Genomic DNA, 16,552 nt, shown 5'->3' with positions numbered 1-16,552 from the left:
CCAACAGCGGCACAGGCCAATCCACGGTCTTTTGCCCCGCTGGTACATTCGCCATCGGCGGCGGCTACCAGAGCACGTCGGTCGTTGGCCTCCAGATGCTCAGCAGCCGTCCTGTCGGGGGTTCCCCCGCTACTGGCTGGCAGGCCACCTCCAACGGCGTGGGCGCAGTCACCGTCTACGCGGTGTGCGCGCCGTGAACCCCCGCACCGTGAACTCTCCTGACCAGCCGGCCGGCGCACACGGCCGCACTGGTCAACGACGTCCGCGAGCATCGTCCGTGCAGCCGACGGTGCTTGCCCCTGCCGCCCGGCTCAGTCGCGTCACCGGATCGGCGAGGTAGACCCCTGTGAAAACGCGGATCGCACTGTGGACCGGACTCACCGCGGCAGTCGTGGTCGCCAATGTGGCCACCGGTTGGGTCCACCTGCTCACAGGGGACCCCAAGAGCACGTCTTCGACTGCGTCCGGGCCCGAGTCACCTGCGGCCAAGCGTGCCGCGCGGGCGGAGGCACTGCTCCAAGCGGGCATCAAACAGGGCGAGGCCAAGGATTTCCCCGGGGCGACGCACAGCTTCCGACAGGTCCTGGACCTGAACGTGAACCCCGCCGACAAACTCGCCTGGTACAACCTCGGCGTCATCGCCCAGCACGACAACAGGACAGCCGACGCACGCGCGGCTTACGACCACGCCCTCAAGATCGACCCGAATTTCGAATCGGCCCTCTACAACAAGGCGCTTCTGGTCGAGTCGAACCACCCCGACGAGGCCATCGCGATCCTGCGGCACATCGTGGGGGCCGACCCGAAGGCCGCCACGGCCCATCTGCACCTTGGACGGGCCCTGGCGAGGAAGGGCCGGGACAAAGAGGCCGGGGAAGCCTTCGGCCTCGCCGTCCGCGCCGACCCATCGCTTCTACAGTTCGTCCCGGAGGAGTTCCGGGATTCCGCGAGCGCAGCACTGACAGCCACTCAGGTAGGTACCACGGAATGACTTCTTCCCCGACCCCGAGGTTCTCCGTCTTCACCCCCAGCCACCGACCGCGTTTCCTGGACGAATGCCTCGCCACCCTGCAAGCGCAGACCTGCTCCGACTGGGAGTGGATCGTCCTCCTCAACAACGGCGCGCGATGGCGGCCGGAACGCCCCGACGACCGTGTCCGGCTGGAGGTCGCGGACGGCATCCGGGGGGTTGGAGCCGCCAAACGCCGTGCCTGCGAAGTGGCACGCGGCGAGATTCTCGTCGAGCTCGACCACGACGACCTGCTGGCGAAGGACTGCCTGGCGGAACTGGCGAAGGCCTTCGACGAACATCCCGACGCCGTCTTGGTCTACAGCCACACCGCTCAGATCACCGAGGACGGAAACCGGGACGACACGCGGTTCAACGAGGCGAACGGCTGGCAGTACGAGGAGGTGGACGTCGACGGTCGCCGTCTCCTGCAAGCGATCGCCATGGCGCCGACGCCGCACAACGTGTCTTACATCTGGTACGCCCCCAACCATGTGCGGGCGTTCCGCAGGGACACCTACGAGCAGGTCGGCGGGTACGACGCCACCCGCACGGTGCTGGACGACCAGGACTTGATGTGCCGTCTCTTCCAGGCCGGTGACTTCCACTGCATCCCGCGATGCCTGTACATGCAACGCATGCATCCCGACAACACCCAGCGCGACACCGAGATCAACGCGCACATTCAGCGCGAGACCGTCGCCCTGTACGACAAATACATCGAGTCCAACGCGCTCGCCTGGACCAAGCGGCGCGGGCTGCTCGCACTGGACCTCGGCGCCGCGCACCGCAAGCCGCCCGGCTACCTGGGAGTGGACCAGCACGCACGGGACGGAGTCGACATCATTGCCACGCTGCCCGCACCCCTGGACCTCCCGGACAACTCGGTCGGTCTGCTCAGGGCGGTGGACTTCCTGGAACACGTGCCCGCGAAGGTTCCACTGATCAATGAGCTGTACCGCCTGCTGGCACCTGGCGGCATGCTCCTCACCCTCACTCCCAGCTCCGACGGCCGGGGCGCCTACCAGGACCCGACACATGTCGCCTACTACAACGAGAACTCGTTCTGGTACTACACCGACAATCAGTACCGTGCCTTCGTACCGGAGATCCAGGCCCGGTTCCAGAACTCACGGCTGGTCACCTACTTCCCGACCGACTGGCACGCCCGGAACCAGATCTCTTACGTGGTGGCCAATCTGATCGCGATGAAGGAAGGCGCCGAACGCTGCGGCGGTCCCTTGCTGGTGTGACGCCCTGGGTGACGAGGTGCGTGCAGGGAACGCGGTCACCCTTCGGACTCGCCGCGTGAGCGCTGGCGAACCGAAGGGTGGCCGCCGGCTCAACTCGAACATCTCCGCGTTCGAAGTCTCAACCCAGAGGCATAGAAGCCGTGTTGGTTCCGGATTCTGCCGCACTCGACCTGCCTCATGCCCTGGTCGAGTGGGTCACCATCACCCGCGAGGGTGACCGCCGTTGCAAGCTCCCGCCGCGTGCCCTGCGTGAGGCCGATCCGGACTACGTCCTTCGGTCCGAACAGGAAATACCGATATCCGCGTCAAGCGGGTCGCGTCAACGGCGCCTGACGGGCAAAAGCCCGGGTCAGGCGCCGTTTCTCGTGCTCCTAGAAGAAGCCGAGCTTCTTCGGCGAGTACGAGACGAGGAGATTCTTGGTCTGCTGGTAGTGCTCCAGCATCATCTTGTGGGTCTCGCGGCCGATGCCCGACTGCTTGTAGCCGCCGAAGGCGGCGTGTGCCGGGTAGGCGTGGTAGCAGTTCGTCCAGACGCGGCCCGCCTGGATCGCGCGGCCCGCGCGGTACGCGGTGTTGACGTCGCGGGTCCAGACGCCCGCGCCCAGGCCGTACGCCGTGTCGTTGGCGATGCGGACCGCGTCGTCGAAGTCCTCGAACGAGGTCACCGACACCACCGGCCCGAAGATCTCCTCCTGGAAGATCCGCATTCGGTTGTCTCCCTCGAAGATGGTCGGCTGGACGTAGAAGCCGCCCGCCAGGTCGCCGCCGTGGTCGATCCGGCCGCCGCCCGTGAGGATCTTCGCGCCCTCCCGCTGGCCTATCTCCACGTACGACAGGACCTTCCGCAGCTGCTCCTCCGAGGCCTGCGCGCCGATCATCGTCTCCGTGTCCAACGGGTGGCCCGGCACGATCAGTTCCGTGCGGGCCACCGCCGCGTCCAGGAAGTCGCCGTAGCGGCCGCGTTCGATCAGGGCGCGCGAGGGGCTCGTGCACACCTCGCCCTGGTTCAGCGCGAACATGGTGAAGCCCTCCAGGGCCTTGTCGCGCAGGTCGTCGTCCTTCGTCCAGATGTCGTCGAAGAAGAGGTTCGGGCTCTTGCCGCCCAGCTCCAGCGTCACCGGCTTCAGGTGTTCCGCCGCGTACTGCAGGATCAGCCGGCCCGTCGCCGTCTCCCCGGTGAACGCCACCTTCGCCACCCGCGGGCTCGACGCCAGCGGCTTGCCCGCCTCCTCGCCGAAGCCGTTGACGATGTTCACCACACCGGGCGGAAGCAGGTCCGAGACCAGGCTCAGCCAGTAGTGCACGGAGGCGGGGGTCTGCTCGGCCGGCTTGAGGACCACCGTGTTGCCCGCGGCCAGGGCCGGCGCGAGCTTCCACACCGCCATCAGGATCGGGAAGTTCCACGGGATGATCTGACCGACCACGCCCAGCGGCTCGTGGAAGTGGTAGGCGACCGTGTCCTCGTCCAGCTGGCTGAGCGAGCCCTCCTGCGCGCGCAGCGCCCCCGCGAAGTAGCGGAACTGGTCCACCGCCAGCGGGAGGTCGGCGGCGAGGGTCTCGCGGACCGGCTTGCCGTTCTCCCAGGTCTCCGCGACCGCCAGCGCCTCCAGGTTCTGCTCCATCCGGTCCGCGATGCGCAGCAGGACGCCCGCACGCTCCGCGGCGGACGTCCGGCCCCAGGCCGGGGCGGCCGCGTGCGCCGCGTCCAGGGCACGCTCCACGTCCTCCGCCGTACCGCGGGCGACCTCCGTGAAGGGCTGCCCGGTGACGGGGGAGGGGTTCTCGAAGTACCGGCCACGCGCGGGCGGGACGTACGCACCGCCGATGTAGTGGTCGTAGCGCGACGCGTACGCCATCAGGGCGCCCTCGGTACCGGGTGCGGCGTAACGGGCCATGGTGGTCCTCCCCTTGCCGGGCGCCGGCCGCCGTCGGACAGCGCTCGGGAGGCAGGCTAGGAGGGGGCAGGTTGCGGGAACGTTGCACACCCCGCGCCCCGCTCCGGTCCGAGCCCCGCGCCCAGCTCCGCGTCGAGGGACCGTACACGGGCCAGCGCGGCCGGCCGGTCCCGTGGCGGCAGCGCCGCGGCCAGCGCCCGCCACACCGCCGGGTCCTCCGCGCCCCACGGGCTGCACACCCAGTCCGACAGCAGCCCCACGTCCGCCCGGGCGATCACCGCCGCCCGCGCCTGGTCCTCGAGCCGCCGCCGCAGCCGGGCGATCCCCGGCGCCGAGGAGGACGGCAGCAGCGGGCCCGGATAGCGCGTGAGGGCGGCCGAGACGGCGCCCGCCGCCAAGTGCCGGGTCACGGCCGCGAAGTCCGCCTCCAGCGGGACGGCCGTGCGGTACGGGCGCGAGAGCAGGTTCCCGGTACCCAGGACGGCCCGCAGCCGGGACATCTCGGCCCGCAGGGTCACCGCCGCCACCGACTCCTCCTCGTACAGGGCGTAGGCCAGCTCGTCCCCCGTCAGCCCCTCCGGGTGCTGCGCCAGCAGGGCCAGGATCTCGCTGTGCCGCCGCCCCAGGGCGATCCTCCGGCCGCCGAGCACCAGCAGCGCCTCGTCCCGGCCGAGGGCGGTGAGCGTGTCGGGGGCCGCCGCGTCCGGCGCGGGCGCCAGCAGGGCCAGCTGGGCCTCGGCGGCGCGGGCCACCGCCTGTACGAAGGCCAGCGAGTGCGGGTGGGCCAGCCCGTCGCCGCCGGTGATGTCCACCGCGCCCAGCACCCGGCCGGTGCGCGGGTCCCGGACCGGGGCCGCCGCGCAGGTCCACGGGTGCACGCGGCGGCTGAAGTGCTCGGCGCCGAAGACCTGGACGGGTTCCCCCAGCGCGACCGCCGTACCGGGGGCGTTGGTTCCCATGGCCGTCTCCGCCCAGCGCGAGCCCGGTACGAAGCCCAGCCCCTCGGCCCGGCGCAGGGTGGCGGGCTCGCCCTCCACCCACAGCAGCCCGCCCCGCGCGTCGCACACGGCCAGCATGTGCGCCCCGTGCGCCGCGAACGCCCCCACCAGGTCACGGAACAGCGGCATCACCCGGGCCAGCGGGTGGCGCTCCCGGTAGGCCAGCAGCTCCGGCTCCGGCCGGTCCAGCCGGGGCGCGCACTCGGGGCTGACCCGGGCCCGCGCGCAGCGCCGCCAGGATTTCGCGATCACCGTCCGCACCGGCGGCTCGACCCGGCCGTCCCGGGTGAAGGCCTCGTGCGCCCGCCGTAGGACGCGCGTCCGCTCGACGGGATCGGCCCCGCCCGGCAGCGCCAACGACGGATCGCCCATGTCACCCTCCCGAAGACCGTGGAGCCGTGGAGCCGTGGTACGCGGAGCGCCCCCATCGTGGTGCGGGGCCCCGGTCCCGGCAAGGGTCGCGTCGGCCAGTTCGCCCCGGAACCCGGCCGGGAACGCACCGCCGCCCCGGCGCGTTGTGCCAGTAGTGAGTCGACGCAGGAGGAGGTGTCCGCGGATGTCGAGGAGCGGAAGGACCGCGGTCGTCGCGGTCGCGGCGGCGGTCGTGTTGTTCTGGCTGTTCGGCTTCTGGCCGGCGCTCGCGGTCCTGATCGGGGTCCCGGTGCTGGCCTACCTGCTCCTGGACCCCTCCCAGAGGCGTCGGGTGCGGGGCATGTCGAGGAAGAGGATCGGCCGCTGACAGCGGCAGGGGGGAGCAAGGAGATGAACGACACCACCACGGCGCAGGTCGCGGCGGTCAGCAGCAACGGCGAGTACTCCTTCACGAAGCCGAACCGGGAGAGCATCACCCTGCTCACCGGTCTCGGAGTCGAGGGAGACGTGCACGCGGGGGTCACGGTCAAGCACCGCTCGCGCGTGGCCCAGGACCCGACGCAGCCCAACCTCCGGCAGGTGCACCTGATCCACCGGGAGCTCTTCGACGAGGTCGCCCGGGCCGGCTTCAGCGTCGCGCCCGGTCAGCTCGGGGAGAACGTCACCACCGAGGGCATAGACCTCCTGGCCCTGCCGAAGGGCACCCTGCTGGGCATCGGCGAGCGGGCGGTCGTCGAGGTGACGGGGCTGCGCAACCCGTGCCCGCAGATCAACGCCTTCCAGGACGGACTCCTCAAGCAGGTCGTCGGCCGGGACCAGGAGGGCAGGGTGGTCCGCAAGGCGGGGATCATGGGCGTGGTCCAGCAGGGCGGCAGGGTCCGCCCCGGCGACTCCATCAAGGTCACCCTCCCGCCGCTGCCGCACATACCGCTCGACCGCGTCTGAGCGGACAGGCACGCCCGAGCGGCCCGGCCCGGCAGCGGTCGCGTCAGTAGCAGTCGCGCATCAGGGCCGTCGCCCACTCCGGCTGGTGGACCTCGCCCCGCGGGCCGAACTCCTCCATGCACGGCTTGAGGCCGAGCGCCGGGGTCACCACCCGGCACCGCGAGACGCCGAGCCGGTTGGGCCGGTTCTTCCCGCGCTGGGCGAAGATGCCGACCAGCGGCCAGTCCCGGTTCCCCCGGGGGTGCCGGGCACCGGTCTCGATCTTCTCCACCGGCACCCGGTCGAAGTGGTCAGGCCGGCCGCACGGCGACGCGGTCCAGCGCCTCCAGCAGGCCGGAAAGTCCGGGCAGCCCGTCCGCCGCCTCGCGGGGCACCGCCAGCACCCCGCCCGGCTCCTCGTCCAGCAGCACGAAGGCGGCGTCGCCGGTCCGGGCGACCAGCGACCAGCCGGGCCCGTCCGCCCGGAAGGTCCGTACGCCCTCACCCGCGAAGGCCGACCGGACCCGCCCCGGCGGAGGCGGCTGCCGGGTGTAGTCCACCGCCTCCCGCAGCGCCCGCGCCAGCCCCGGGTGCGCGGCGGCAGCGGCGCCGCCGTCCTCCGCCACGCGCTCGCGCCAGTCCGCCCACTCCCGGGCGATCTGGTCGGCGCCCAGCCGCCGCTGCACCGGCCCCCAGGTGTCGGCCGAGGGCGGCGCGAGCGGCACCCGCCCGGTGCCGTCCGCGCCCCGCTCCGGGTCGTGCGGCGCGGGGATGCCGGGCGTGGACACGGTCAGCTCCAGCGGCCAGCCCGCCAGCGACAGCACGACCGTCCGCTCGTCGGGCGACAGCTCGTACTCCATGCCGCAGTCCCAGGAGGCGATGGCGGCGGCCACGAGCGAGACGTCGTCCACCACGACCGTCCACCGGGCGCCCTCCTCGTCCTGCCCGAGCACGAGCCCGTACCCCTCGGCGGTGGGCGCCACGCCCAGCAGCGAGCAGGCCTCCGGGAAGTCGTCGCCGAGCAACGCCGGGAACTGCGTGGGGGTCAGCAGCACGGCGCTCAGCACGTACAGCGAGCCCCCGCCCTCCTCGTCCGACACCTGGCCTCCCGATCGCAGTCTCGTCGGCGCACCCTAACCAGGCGGTAACTCGCGCGTCGAGACCCGGCGGGCGGCGATTTTCAAGCCCTCTACCTGCACGTAGAGTTGGGCACCCGCCACAGAAAGGGAGACCGGTGCAGCGTTACGACCGGCTGAAGGAGATCCTCCGGCTCGACCCCGAGAAGGACTTCCTCGCCATCTACCGGCTCACCGCCACCTACGAATTCCCCTGGGACTTCAGCCGCGCCCTGGAGCTCGCCCTCTTCCGCACCTACGCGGTCCCGAGCATCGGGAGCCTGCTCGCCGAGACCGCCGAGTTCACCGAGCGCCCCCAGAAGCGCTACGACGACACCGCACTGCTCCTCGACGCGGTCGTGGAGCACGGCTTCGACCACGACACGGCCCGCACGGCGATCCGCCGCGTCAACCAGATGCACCGCAGCTACGACATTTCCGACGACGACATGCGCTACGTCCTGTGCACGTTCGTGGTGATCCCGTCGCGCTGGATCGACGCCTACGGCTGGCGCCCGCTGACCCACCACGAGCGCCGCGCCTGCGCCCACTACTACGCGACGCTCGGCAAGCACCTGGGCATCAAGGACGTTCCGGGCTCCTACGAGGAGTTCGAGGCCACCCTCGACGCCTACGAGGAGGCCCACTTCGGCTGGGACGAGGGGGGCCGCGCGGTCGCCGACTCCACCCTGGGCCTGATGGCCTCCTGGTACCCGGCGCCCCTCGCCCCCGCCGTGCTCCGCGCGAGCCGCGCCCTCCTGGACGAGCCGCTGCTGAGCGCCTTCCGGTACGAGCGCCCCCACCCCGCGCTCAGCCGCCTGGTGCACGGCGCCCTGCGGTTGCGCGGCCGGGCGGTACGGCTGCTGCCGCCCCGGAAGGCCCCGCACTACGCACGCCAGAACCCGGAGATCAAGGGCTACCCCCACGGCTACGACGTGGGCGAGCTCGGCACGTTCCCTGTGCCCGGGGCCGGGGGCTGCCCCGTGCCCCACCCGCGCCGCCCGGCCGGGGCGGATGCCCAGCCTCCGGCGTAGCCCCCGGGTTTCGGCGGGGACCCCGCCGCGCGTGCCGACGTAAAAGACGGGGAAAGGGCGCTCAGGCGCGGCGGACGGCCAGGGCCAGGAAGCGGGCGTCCTCGTCCGCGTACGAGGTCATCTCCCAGCCGGAACCGGACAGCAGCGGGCCGAGGTTCTGCTCGGCCCGCAGATCGTCCGGGGTCAGCTCGCGGCCGTGGCGCGCGGCCAGCGCGGCTCGCCCGATCGGGTGAAACAGCGCGAGCCGGCCGCCGGGGCGGACCACACGGGCGAGCTCGCGCAGGTTCGCCGCCGGTTCGGGCAGGTGCGCGATGAGCCCGGCCGCGAACACCGCGTCCAGGGCCCCGTCGCGCAGCGGCAGCCGGGCTACGTCCGCCCGCAGCAGCGTCCCGTCCGCCCCCCGTCCCGCCCGCCGAGCCGCGGCCAGCATCCGCTCGGTGAGGTCCACGCCGAGCACCGTCCCGGCAGGTCCGACGGCCGCGCGCAGCGGGGTCAGCGCCCGCCCGGTCCCGCAGCCCGCGTCGAGGACCCGGTCGCCGGGCCCGACGCCGAACTCGGCGACGGCCCTCGCGAAGGCGGGGCCGTCCTCCGGGAACTTCTCGTCCCAGGCGTCCGCCCGCGCCCCGAAGAACTCCTGTACGCGCGTGCGGTCCTCGCTCATCCGGTTCACAGTGCTCATGCACCCATGATTCCCCACCCGATGTGGCCCGTGTGCAAGCTGTCGTCCGTCGTGGTCGCAGATGAACGTATGTCTGTCATATTCCAGCAGTTCCAGCGGCTTTCGAAATGCGCCCCGTGTTCGTCCCCTCACCCGGACTAGCGTCCCGTGGCCATGGGACACCTGGACCACGCCGCCTATGGCTGGCTGACACCCGCGCTGTCGTACGTGATGGCCTCGATCGGCGCCGCCCTCGGCCTGCGCTGCACCGTCCGCGCGCTCGCCGCGACGGGCCCCTCGCGCCGCAACTGGCTGCTCACCGCGGCCTCGGCCTTCGCCACCTGCATCTGGACGATGCACTTCATCGCCATGCTGGGCTTCCACATCACCGGCACCGAGATCCACTACAACGTGCCGCTGACCCTCCTGAGCCTCCTCGTCGCCGTGCTCGTCGTCGGCGCCGGGCTCTTCGCCGTCGGCTACGGCCGGGACCGCGGCCGCTCCCTGGTCCTCGGCGGCCTCACCACCGGTCTCGGCGTCGCGAGCATGCACTACCTCGGGATGGCGGCCCTGCGCCTGCACGGCAGGGTCGCCTACGACCCCCTGGTCGTCGGGATCTCGATCGCCATCGCCGTCGTGGCCGCGACCGCCGCGCTCTGGGCCGCCCTGCACATCAGCTCGCCGCTGGCGGTGACCGGCGCGTCCCTCCTCATGGGCGCGGCCGTCAGCAGCATGCACTACACCGGGATGATGGCCGTCACCGTCCGTGTGACCCCCTCGGCCGAGCCGCTGCCCGGGGCCACCGCGCTCCAGTTCATCTTCCCCCTCGCGGTCGGGCTCGGCTCGTACCTGTTCGTCACCGCCGCTTTCGTCGCCCTGTCCCCGACGGGCGACGAGCGGGCGCTGCCGGTGCGGGCCGCTGCTCCTGGTGCCGCTGCCGCTGCCGCTCCCGGTCCTGGCCCCGGCACCGCGTCCGGCCGGGCCTCCGGTCCGGCTCCGGCCCGGCTCCCCGCCGCCGCCTACGCACCGCGCCCCGGACGGCCGCCGGCGGACCGTCCCGCCCCCTCCCGCTGACCCCGCGCCCCGCCCAGACGTACCGCCCCGGAACGAGGAGCCCATGCGCACACCCCGCAGAAGACCGGACCCGGCGGTGCCGCGGCCGCCCGCGCCCCCGCCGCGCGGCCGCCGCGCCCATGCCGGTGCCCCTGCCGAGGAGGCGGCAGCGCCCGCGAGCCCCGGCCGGGGGGCCGGCGACGGGAGCCCGGCGAAGCCCGGGCTCCGGCGGCGGCCCGCCACCGTCCGGGCGAAGATCGTCTCGCTGCTGATGGTCCCGGTGGTCTCGCTGCTCGCACTCTGGGGCTTTGCCACCGTCAGCGCCGCCCAGGACATCGTCCGCCTCGGCCGCGTCCGGCAGGTCGACGCCGAGATACGCACGCCCGTCGCCGCCGCCCTCACCGAGATCCAGGCCGAACGCCGCGCAGCCGTCCGCTTCCTGGCCGACCCCGCCTCCGACCAGGCCTCCGCCCTCGAGGGGCAGGCCCGGCGGACCGATGCGGCCGTCCGGCGATTGCGCCTGGGCGATCGCCACACCGTCGCCGACACCGGTGACTACCGCGCCGACACCGTGGTCCGGCTCGCCGCCTTCGTCGCCGACGCGGAGGCGCTCGGCTCCGCCCGCAAGGACGTCACCGACCGCCGTGCCACCCCTGACGGCGCCTACGAGACGTACACCCGCGTGGCCGACGCCGCCCTGGCCGTCGAAGGCGCCCTGTCCGGCGGGGCGCACCCCGAGCTCGGCGCGGAGGCCCGGGTCCTGCTCGACTTCGCCCGGGCCGGCGAACTCCTCTCCCGGGAGGACGCGCTGCTCGCCCTGCCGGGCGCCCGCGGCGCCGACGCACAGCGCCGCCTGACGGCCGCTGTCGAATCCCGCCGCGCGATGACCGCGGCCGCCGCCGGGGACCTGCCCCCGGGCCAGCGGGCGGTGTGGGAGTCGGTGGCCCAGAGCGCCGCCTACAGCGAGCTCACCGCGGCGGAGGACAAGGCCCTGACGCCGACGGCCACGGGCGCCGGTGCCCCCGCCGCCGCGAAGGAGTCCCGCGGCACACCGCCGGGCTGGGACGGCACGTACACGAGCATCGGCAGCTCCCTGCGCGAGATCCGCCAGGCGGCGCACGCCGAGACCGCACCGCACGCCGACCCGCTCACCGAGGCCGCCCTCAGCCCGGCCGGGGCCGCCGTGCTGCTGGGCCTGGCCGCCGTCGCCGTCACGCTCGTGATCTCCGTGCGCATCGGCCGCTTCCTGGTCGTCGAACTGGTCTCGCTGCGCGACTCGGCCCTGGAGATCGCCCACCACAAGCTCCCGCAGGCCATGGACAGGATCCGCGCGGGCCGGTCCGACGAGATCGACATCGAGGCCGAGGCCCCGTCCGGCCCGCCCGCCGAGGACGAGATCACCCAGGTCGGGGAGGCCCTGTCCACCGTCCACCGGGCCGCACTCGGCGCTGCCGTCGAACGGGCCGAACTCGCCGGCGGGGTCAGCGGAGTCTTCGTCAACCTGGCCCGCCGCAGCCAGGTCCTGGTCCACAAACAGCTCAGCCTGCTCGACTCGATGGAGCGCCGGGCCGACGACCCGGGCGAGCTCGGTGACCTCTTCCGGCTCGACCACCTCACGACCCGGATGCGCCGCCACGCCGAGAGCCTGATCATCCTCTCCGGCGCCGCCCCCGGCCGGGCCTGGCGGATGCCCGTACCGCTGACGAACGTGGTGCGCGCGGCCGTCTCCGAGATCGAGGACTACCCGCGGGTGGAGGTGCGCGGGCTCGCCGAGACCTCCGTCGCGGGCGGATCCGTCGCCGACCTCACGCACCTCCTCGCCGAACTGATCGAGAACGCCGCCCAGTTCTCCCCGCCCCACACCAAGGTCCGGGTCAGCGGCGAACCCGTCGGCGCCGGTTACGTGCTGGAGGTCGAGGACCGCGGGCTCGGCATGGGCCGCGAGGCCCTTGCCGGGGCGAACCGGCGGATCGAGCAGTGCGAGGACCTCGACCTGTTCGACAGCGACCGGCTCGGGCTCTTCGTGGTCAGCCGGCTCTCCGCCCGGCACGGCATCCGGGTGCACCTGCGGCCCTCGCCGTACGGGGGCACGACCGCCGTGGTGCTGCTGCCGCTGTCCCTGCTCCAGGGCGCCATCGAGGCGGTGCCGGACCCCGGGACGGCGGGTGCCGGGCCGGCCGGTGACAGGCGGCCGACCGTTGCCGGGCCAGAGCCGGCCGGGTCGCCGGCTGCGGGACCTCGCCCCGCCGGCCCCGGGCCCGCCGGACGGGGACCCGCCCCTGCTGCGCCGCCCGGGCCCGCCATGCGTCCCGGCCCCGGGCCCGCCGTGCGCTCCGGTGCCGGGCCGGGGGAGCCGTTCCCCGCCCCGGTGGCGGCGCTCCGGCCGCGCGGGCCGGGCGGCGGGGAGGGGCGTGCCGACCCGGTATCCGCGGCGGCCCCGGCGCCCGGCGCCCGCCCGGCGCCACCTGCCCCACCCGCCCCGCCGCCCTCCGTGGAACCGGTGGCCGAACTGCCGCGCCGCGTGCGCCAGGCCAGCCTGGTCCCGCAGCTGCGCGAGGTCTCCGCCGACCTGACCCCGCCGGGGACGCTGCCCGCGCAGGAGCCGCCGGGCCGGAGCCCGGAGCAGGCGCGGGACCGGATGGCGGCCTACCGGGCCGGCTGGGCGCGCGGCTCCCGGGACGAATCACCCCATTCAGGCAGCGAAGGAGAAGTGTGATGATCGAACACCACAGGGCGGGCCCCGAAGGCGTCCGCCGGAGCGGGGAGCCGGACTGGCTGCTCGACGAGCTGGTCAGACGGGTCCGCGAGGTCCGGCACGCGGTGCTCCTGTCCAACGACGGGCTCGCGGTCGGCTCCTCCAGCGCGCTGAGCCGGGCGGACGCCGAGCACCTGGCCGCCGTCGCCTCCGGCTTCCACAGCCTGGCCAAGGGCGCGGGCCGGCACTTCCACGCCGGGGGCGTGCGCCAGACCCTGGTGGAGATGGACGAGGGGTTCCTCTTCGTCGCGGCCGCCGGGGACGGCTCCTGTCTGGCCGTGCTCAGCACCGCCGGCGCGGACATCGGCCTGATCGCCTACGAGATGGCCCGCCTGGTCAAGCGGGTCGGCGAACACCTCTACACCCCGCCCCGGTTCGCGGCCTCCCACCCGCCGGCCGCCGGGTGAGAGCGGCGGGCCGGAACATGGACGGCCGGTGGTACGACGGCGAGGCGGGTCCCCTGGTCCGCCCGTACGCCATGACGGGAGGGCGGACGAAACCCGGGCCCCACGGGGTCCGCTTCGACCTGATCGCCCTCGTCGCGGTCGGTCCCGGGGGCGCGGGGGCGGGGGACGAGTCGCTGCTGGAGCCCGAACACCGGGCCCTGCTGGGGCTCTGCCGCGCCGAGACCCAGTCGGTCGCGGAGCTCGCCGCCGAGGCGGACCTTCCGGTGGGCGTGGTGCGGGTGCTGCTGGGGGACCTGCTCGAGGCGGGGCACGTGAAGGTCAGCCGTCCGGTGCCGCCCGCCCGGTTGCCGGAACTGCGGATTCTGCGGGAAGTCATCGAGGGATTGAGGGCGCTGTGAGGGGACTGCACGACAACGGACCGGCGCAGAAGCGGGATCCCGCGGGCGACGGGGACCTGGCCGCGCTGGCGTTGAAGATCCTGGTGGCGGGCGGGTTCGGGGTGGGCAAGACCACGCTGGTGGGCGCGGTCAGCGAGATCCGTCCGCTGCGTACGGAGGAGCTGCTCAGCGAGGCGGGTGAACTGGTCGACGACACCGGCGGGGTGGACCGGAAGACGACCACCACCGTGGCCATGGACTTCGGGCGGATCACCATCCGGGCCGGGCTGTCGCTGTACCTGTTCGGGACGCCGGGCCAGGACCGCTTCTGGTTCCTGTGGGACGAGCTCTCGCAGGGGGCGCTCGGGGCGGTGGTGCTCGCCGACACCCGGCGGCTGGAGGACTGCTTCCCGGCGGTGGACTACTTCGAGCACCGCCGGATCCCCTTCGTGGTCGCCGTCAACTGCTTCACCGACGCCAGGCGTTACGGGGCGGACGAGGTCGCGCGGGCGCTGGACCTGGAGCAGGGCACGCCGGTGGTGCTGTGTGACGCGCGGGACCGGGATTCGGGGAAGGAAGTGCTGATCCGGCTGGTGGAGTACGCGGGACGGGTGCACACCGCCCGGCTGCTGGACTCGGTGGGCCCGCAGGCCGGTTCCGTGTGAAGGGCCGGAATCCGGCTCTTGACGGTGTCACCGCCGGTGGTGGGCACGGTGTGGCCGCTGTCGGGAAGGGACCGGATGGGAGCGATGTGCGGGCTTCCGTCCGCGTCCGCCCGGGGTGGCTTCCCGGCGGCGGACGGGGGCCGGAGGGACGCCCGCCATTCCTCTTGAGTCATCTTCCGTGCCATGCGTCCATCTCCTTGCCGGAAAGCCCCTGGTGGGGAAGGCTTGCGGCAGGACCACGCGGGGAGGGCGCGGCCACGTCGGCCGGGTCAACGGGGAGGGGCTGAAAATGGCACTGGACAAGCAGCTCGACTGGTTGCTGGACGATCTGACGCGCAGGGTCCCGCAGGTCCGCCACGCGGTGGTGCTGTCGAACGACGGGCTGGTGACGGCGGCGAGCGCGGGCCTGGCGCGGGAGGACTCCGAACACCTCGCAGCGGTAGCGGCGGGGCTGCAGAGCCTGGCGAAGGGGTCCGGGCGGCACTTCCGGGCGGGTGAGGTGCGCCAGACGATGGTCGAGTACGACGAGGGTTTCCTCTTCGTGGTGGCGGCGGGCTCGGGCAGCAGCCTGTGCGCGCTGAGCGCCGCCGAGGCTGACATCGTGCAGGTTGCGTACGAGATGACGCTGCTGGTGAACCGGGTGGGAGAGCACCTGGGAGTGGCGGAGCGCCGGATCACCGGGGGTTGAGCGGCGCATGACGAGAGTTGTCCACAGGCCCGGCGCGATGTCGTAGCGCTCGGTTACGGTCTTCACACAGAGTGATCGCCATGGGCGGTCGCCAGTCGTGGGGGAGGACCGTGATGAAGGTGGAAGCGAGGCAGTGCGCGCCCGTCGGGGCGGCTCTACGGGAGGACGCGCGGCCGGAGCCGCTGCTCGGCGGGGCCCGGGCCGCGGTGGAACTGGGCCTGGGGCGGGGAGAGTTCGCCCGGGCCGTCCAGCTCGGGCTGGTGCGCCCCGGTCCCCGGGCCGCGGGCGGTGCCGCCCGTTTCGCCAGGGCCGAGCTGGAGCGGGTCAAGGCGCGGCGGGGACATCCGGATGCGCTCCGGGCGCAGGTGGAGACGGTGGCGGGCGCGGACCACGGGGCCCGGGTGCTCGGGACCGGGCCGACCCGGTTCACCCGGCTCGCCCGGTGCGGGCACCTCAGCCCCGTCGGCTACCGGGTCAACCGCTACCGGGCCCTCGTCTGGCTCTACCTGGCGGCCGAGCTGCGGGCGTTCGCCGCCTGGGAGCCGGGGCTGCTGAGCGGGGCCGCACCGCCCCAGGACCGGGAACTGGTGGCCGCCGGAGCGGACCTTCGCCCGCGCAGGTGGCGGGAGCGGCATGTGGGACTGCTGCTGAGACGGACCGCCGATCCCTGGGAGCGGGCGGCCGTGCTGGCCTCCGTGCTCCCGGAGGAGGAGGTGCTGGCCGCCGTTCCCGACCCGGCGGAGCGCATCGTGCTCGCGGCGCTCGCGCCGCCCCCGCCCTACGGTCACCCGCAGGTCCCGGCGGCCGCGGCGGTGGCCCGGCCCCTGCTGCTGACGGAGCAGCCCGAAGAGGCCGGCCGGTACCGTGCCAGCCTGGAGTTCGCCCTGAGCGGGGCACGGGGTCAGTCGAACTCGACGGGGGAGAGGGGGCCGACGTAGACCCAGGCGCCGGCTTCCCGGGAGAAGGCGCTGTGCTCGTGCAGCGATCCCGTGTGGCCGCCCTCTCGGTAGTGGGCGCGGAACTCCACCGAGCCCTCGGTCTCGAAGATCCCGCCGCGCTCGGTCGCGAGGATTTCCAGCCGCTCCCAGCGCTGGTCCGGATCGAGGTCGAGCCGGGCGGGGCGGGTCGAGGGGTGCCAGGACCGCAGCAGGTAGGCGGTGTCGCCGAGAGCGAAGGCGCTGAAGCGTGAGCGCATCAGCAGTTCGGCGGTCGGCGCCTGCCGGGCGCCCGAGTGGAAGCGGCCGCAGCAAGCCGGGTAGGCGGCGGGCAGCCCGCAGGGGCAGGGGAGGACCGGGCTGGTCATGGGTGAGCTCAGTTCTTCGGTACGGGAGGGGAGGGGTGAGGAGGGC

General features: G+C 73.4%; 17 protein-coding genes and 2 pseudogenes. 13 read left to right on the top strand and 6 right to left on the bottom strand.

The annotated features are described in order from the left end of the window. The first annotated feature begins 346 nt into the window (after positions 1-346). The 3 genes and pseudogenes from BX286_RS06210 to BX286_RS06200 form a co-directional block, all read left to right on the top strand. Positions 347-991, top strand: coding sequence for a tetratricopeptide repeat protein (locus BX286_RS06210; protein WP_079424493.1), 645 nt, complete (start codon positions 347-349; stop codon positions 989-991). Further along, positions 988-2,262: a glycosyltransferase gene (locus BX286_RS06205; RefSeq protein WP_079424491.1), complete on the top strand. Its 1,275-nt coding sequence runs from the start codon at positions 988-990 to the stop codon at positions 2,260-2,262. Before BX286_RS06210 ends, BX286_RS06205 begins: the two co-directional genes overlap by 4 nt. Positions 2,263-2,405: 143 nt before the next feature. Then, positions 2,406-2,501 (top strand): annotated as a pseudogene (locus tag BX286_RS06200) (IS5/IS1182 family transposase); the annotation flags it as partial. Positions 2,502-2,633: 132 nt separating this feature from the next. Here BX286_RS06200 and BX286_RS06195 read toward each other — a convergent pair. Further along, positions 2,634-4,157 carry an aldehyde dehydrogenase family protein gene (locus tag BX286_RS06195; protein ID WP_121014695.1) on the bottom strand — a complete coding sequence of 508 codons (1,524 nt, stop codon included), beginning with the start codon at positions 4,155-4,157 and terminating at the stop codon, positions 2,634-2,636. Positions 4,158-4,213: 56 nt separating this feature from the next. After that, on the bottom strand, positions 4,214-5,527 hold the full coding sequence (locus tag BX286_RS06190) for a GAF domain-containing protein (protein ID WP_121014694.1): 1,314 nt from the start codon (positions 5,525-5,527) through the stop codon (positions 4,214-4,216). A 184-nt stretch (positions 5,528-5,711) separates the two neighbouring features. On the opposite strand from BX286_RS06190, the gene BX286_RS06185 reads away from it, so the two are divergent. Together BX286_RS06185 and BX286_RS06180 are read left to right on the top strand one after the other, a co-directional pair. Further along, positions 5,712-5,894, top strand: a complete 183-nt coding sequence (locus BX286_RS06185; protein WP_079424486.1) for a hypothetical protein — start codon at positions 5,712-5,714, stop codon at positions 5,892-5,894. Between the two features lie 23 nt (positions 5,895-5,917). Next, positions 5,918-6,472 (top strand): MOSC domain-containing protein, encoded by a 555-nt coding sequence (locus BX286_RS06180; protein WP_079424485.1) that lies wholly within the window; start codon positions 5,918-5,920, stop codon positions 6,470-6,472. Positions 6,473-6,515: 43 nt separating this feature from the next. Here the strand turns inward: BX286_RS06180 and BX286_RS06175 are convergent. Both BX286_RS06175 and BX286_RS06170 read right to left on the bottom strand, forming a co-directional pair. Continuing rightward, positions 6,516-6,761, bottom strand: a pseudogene (locus BX286_RS06175) (tRNA (N6-threonylcarbamoyladenosine(37)-N6)-methyltransferase TrmO); the annotation flags it as partial. A 1-nt stretch (position 6,762) separates the two neighbouring features. Beyond that, positions 6,763-7,551: a hypothetical protein gene (locus BX286_RS06170; RefSeq protein ID WP_079424483.1), complete on the bottom strand. Its 789-nt coding sequence runs from the start codon at positions 7,549-7,551 to the stop codon at positions 6,763-6,765. A gap of 134 nt (positions 7,552-7,685) precedes the next feature. On the opposite strand from BX286_RS06170, the gene BX286_RS06165 reads away from it, so the two are divergent. After that, positions 7,686-8,600: an oxygenase MpaB family protein gene (locus tag BX286_RS06165; protein WP_079424482.1), complete on the top strand. Its 915-nt coding sequence runs from the start codon at positions 7,686-7,688 to the stop codon at positions 8,598-8,600. A gap of 61 nt (positions 8,601-8,661) precedes the next feature. On the opposite strand, the gene BX286_RS06160 is transcribed toward BX286_RS06165, so the two are convergent. Next, a complete protein-coding gene (locus BX286_RS06160) occupies positions 8,662-9,261 on the bottom strand; it encodes a class I SAM-dependent methyltransferase (RefSeq protein WP_121014693.1) in 600 nt (199 codons plus the stop codon). A 171-nt stretch (positions 9,262-9,432) separates the two neighbouring features. Here BX286_RS06160 and BX286_RS06155 point away from each other — a divergent pair, with 171 nt between their 5' ends. The 7 genes from BX286_RS06155 (at position 9,433) to BX286_RS36420 (ending at position 16,141) form a co-directional block, all read left to right on the top strand. Continuing rightward, entirely contained in the window at positions 9,433-10,332 is a 900-nt protein-coding gene (locus tag BX286_RS06155; RefSeq protein ID WP_121017585.1) for an MHYT domain-containing protein, read from the top strand. A gap of 43 nt (positions 10,333-10,375) precedes the next feature. Beyond that, positions 10,376-13,027 carry a nitrate- and nitrite sensing domain-containing protein gene (locus BX286_RS06150; protein WP_121017586.1) on the top strand — a complete coding sequence of 884 codons (2,652 nt, stop codon included), beginning with the start codon at positions 10,376-10,378 and terminating at the stop codon, positions 13,025-13,027. Then, positions 13,027-13,473 carry a roadblock/LC7 domain-containing protein gene (locus BX286_RS06145; RefSeq protein WP_100865260.1) on the top strand — a complete coding sequence of 149 codons (447 nt, stop codon included), beginning with the start codon at positions 13,027-13,029 and terminating at the stop codon, positions 13,471-13,473. Before BX286_RS06150 ends, BX286_RS06145 begins: the two co-directional genes overlap by 1 nt. A gap of 17 nt (positions 13,474-13,490) precedes the next feature. After that, complete coding sequence (locus BX286_RS06140; RefSeq protein WP_079424476.1) at positions 13,491-13,871, top strand: DUF742 domain-containing protein; 381 nt, start codon at positions 13,491-13,493, stop codon at positions 13,869-13,871. After that, entirely contained in the window at positions 13,868-14,515 is a 648-nt protein-coding gene (locus tag BX286_RS06135) for an ATP/GTP-binding protein (RefSeq protein WP_398898243.1), read from the top strand. Before BX286_RS06140 ends, BX286_RS06135 begins: the two co-directional genes overlap by 4 nt. A 289-nt stretch (positions 14,516-14,804) precedes the next feature. After that, positions 14,805-15,203, top strand: a complete 399-nt coding sequence (locus BX286_RS06130; protein WP_045950089.1) for a roadblock/LC7 domain-containing protein — start codon at positions 14,805-14,807, stop codon at positions 15,201-15,203. A 113-nt stretch (positions 15,204-15,316) separates the two neighbouring features. Further along, positions 15,317-16,141: a DUF6397 family protein gene (locus BX286_RS36420; protein ID WP_187344098.1), complete on the top strand. Its 825-nt coding sequence runs from the start codon at positions 15,317-15,319 to the stop codon at positions 16,139-16,141. Here the strand turns inward: BX286_RS36420 and BX286_RS06120 are convergent. Continuing rightward, positions 16,105-16,506 (bottom strand): YchJ family protein, encoded by a 402-nt coding sequence (locus tag BX286_RS06120; protein WP_079424472.1) that lies wholly within the window; start codon positions 16,504-16,506, stop codon positions 16,105-16,107. The genes BX286_RS36420 and BX286_RS06120 overlap by 37 nt on opposite strands. Positions 16,507-16,552 lie beyond the last annotated feature (46 nt).

Source organism: Streptomyces sp. 3211.6, assembly GCF_003634815.1.
Taxonomy (GTDB): domain Bacteria; phylum Actinomycetota; class Actinomycetes; order Streptomycetales; family Streptomycetaceae; genus Streptomyces; species Streptomyces katrae_A.
This window is presented reverse-complemented; position numbering and strand designations above follow the sequence as displayed.

What these genes read in the sequence shown, in the direction of transcription:
- BX286_RS06145 (WP_100865260.1), top strand. Translation starts at nt 13,027, where the DNA reads ATGATCGAACACCACAGGGCGGGCCCCGAAGGCGTCCGCCGGAGCGGG.
- BX286_RS06160 (WP_121014693.1), bottom strand. Translation starts at nt 9,261, where the DNA reads ATGAGCGAGGACCGCACGCGCGTACAGGAGTTCTTCGGGGCGCGGGCG.
- BX286_RS06195 (WP_121014695.1), bottom strand. Translation starts at nt 4,157, where the DNA reads ATGGCCCGTTACGCCGCACCCGGTACCGAGGGCGCCCTGATGGCGTAC.
- BX286_RS06130 (WP_045950089.1), top strand. Translation starts at nt 14,805, where the DNA reads ATGGCACTGGACAAGCAGCTCGACTGGTTGCTGGACGATCTGACGCGC.
- BX286_RS06190 (WP_121014694.1), bottom strand. Translation starts at nt 5,527, where the DNA reads ATGGGCGATCCGTCGTTGGCGCTGCCGGGCGGGGCCGATCCCGTCGAG.
- BX286_RS06140 (WP_079424476.1), top strand. Translation starts at nt 13,491, where the DNA reads ATGGACGGCCGGTGGTACGACGGCGAGGCGGGTCCCCTGGTCCGCCCG.
- BX286_RS06120 (WP_079424472.1), bottom strand. Translation starts at nt 16,506, where the DNA reads ATGACCAGCCCGGTCCTCCCCTGCCCCTGCGGGCTGCCCGCCGCCTAC.
- BX286_RS06150 (WP_121017586.1), top strand. Translation starts at nt 10,376, where the DNA reads ATGCGCACACCCCGCAGAAGACCGGACCCGGCGGTGCCGCGGCCGCCC.
- BX286_RS06155 (WP_121017585.1), top strand. Translation starts at nt 9,433, where the DNA reads ATGGGACACCTGGACCACGCCGCCTATGGCTGGCTGACACCCGCGCTG.
- BX286_RS06205 (WP_079424491.1), top strand. Translation starts at nt 988, where the DNA reads ATGACTTCTTCCCCGACCCCGAGGTTCTCCGTCTTCACCCCCAGCCAC.
- BX286_RS36420 (WP_187344098.1), top strand. Translation starts at nt 15,317, where the DNA reads ATGAAGGTGGAAGCGAGGCAGTGCGCGCCCGTCGGGGCGGCTCTACGG.
- BX286_RS06180 (WP_079424485.1), top strand. Translation starts at nt 5,918, where the DNA reads ATGAACGACACCACCACGGCGCAGGTCGCGGCGGTCAGCAGCAACGGC.
- BX286_RS06185 (WP_079424486.1), top strand. Translation starts at nt 5,712, where the DNA reads ATGTCGAGGAGCGGAAGGACCGCGGTCGTCGCGGTCGCGGCGGCGGTC.